The organism is Streptococcus sp. FSL L8-0526 (assembly GCF_038007145.1).
In the GTDB taxonomy this organism is placed as follows: Bacteria; Bacillota; Bacilli; order Lactobacillales; family Streptococcaceae; genus Streptococcus; species Streptococcus thermophilus.
Window position 1 is genome coordinate 1 of the sequence record NZ_JBBOWP010000008.1, and the last position, 1,490, is coordinate 1,490.

Consider the following 1,490-nt stretch of genomic DNA (forward strand, 5'->3'; position numbering starts at 1 on the left):
AGTCATTTTCTCTTTTGGAGAGATGACTTTTTCAAGGAGCAGATGGAAAAAGGGGGATACGGTTAGAATCCCAGTAGATGAAAAATTGGGACTTGAGCCACGGTCACGGTTTTCCCAAGAACTCCTTTACCAAATTACAAGGCTATCTAACTATATGCCATATCGGAAAGTGGTTGAAGTGATGGAACTTCTCAAGTCAATATATATCACGAAAAACACTGTTCAGCACGCTCTCGATGTCGCAGGTCATCTCCTTGAGGATAAAGCTGACTATGATTCCTTATCAGCAGATAGGTCAGCCGATAGACCAAGCAAAATCAAAGCCGAACGGCTGTATATTGAAGGGGACGGCGTTTGGGTCAAACAGTCCACTCCTAACAAGCAAGGGAAGTCCGTAGAACTCAGTCATTTTGTCGTCCATACAGGGAGCAAGAAGGGTAAAAGAAATATCCTGAAGGATAAATTTGAGGTCGTATCGACACACTATCATCAGGCTAAAGATAAACTCCTTGAATTGATTATGGAGCGCTTTGAGATAACGCCTGAAACGGTCATTGTAACCAACTCAGACGGTGGGAAGGGCTACTCTCCTAATCTCTTCAAAGAGCTTGTCAGTGGGTTCAGACCTAAAGAGCATTTTCATTTTTGGGATGCTTTCCACGTAAATCAAGCTATTAAGACACAGCTGAGGCCATTTCCTTCAGAACTGATTAAGCAAGCATTTCAAGCCCTCAAAAATCGGGATAAGACCCAGCTGAAGACAGTGCTAGATACAGCTGAATCATTGATCGATAGTGACGAGAAACTAGCAACTTTTCAACGTTTCGGACGGCAACTCTTGAGAAATTTCAAATACACGGAAAGTTTTGAAGCCTTTGGTCTTTCCTCAAGTGGTATTGGTATCATGGAGTCTCAGCATCGTAAAATCACGTATCGGATGAAAAACAGGGGGATGTATTGGAGTAAGAAGGGCGCAGATACCATGAGCCAGACTATTCTTTTAAGCCATTCAGAAGAATTGAGAGACCTCTTTTTTGGAGAATGGCGACAATCCTATCAAAAAATAAAAGACCAAGAAAGTAATCTCCTTGGTCAATTTTGCGATGTCCAATCCTTCTATACATTGCCCCGTTTAAAGCGTCCGAATGTTAAGCCAAAATATGGTGTAAGCCTTATAGAAGAAAGAAACTAAATATCAAAAAAACCTTGAGATGTCAAGGCTTTTAAGAATGTTTTCACAGAAAATGCTTGCATTTTGATACGATTGTGATATAATATGATTATAGAAAAACACGAAGAAAAGACGAAAGGTGCGCTATCACCTTCCGCCTTACCGATTAAACAACGTACACTTGTTCAATCAGCTTATAAGTATTGTATCATCAAAAGAACAATAATTCAAGACTGAAACAAGTGAAAAAATTAACGTTTCGGTCTTTATTCTCGTTCTATTGATGATTTTTCGTTTTCTCCCAAAAACAGACACACTC

At 40.0% G+C, this 1,490-nt stretch carries 1 protein-coding gene; it reads left to right on the forward strand.

Going from position 1 to position 1,490, the window contains the following annotated elements; genetic code table 11:
• A partial coding sequence (locus NSQ85_RS10670; RefSeq protein WP_340781839.1) for an ISLre2 family transposase occupies window positions 1–1,192 on the forward strand: 1,192 nt, incomplete at its 5' end.
• Window positions 1,193–1,490: the final 298 nt, after the last annotated feature.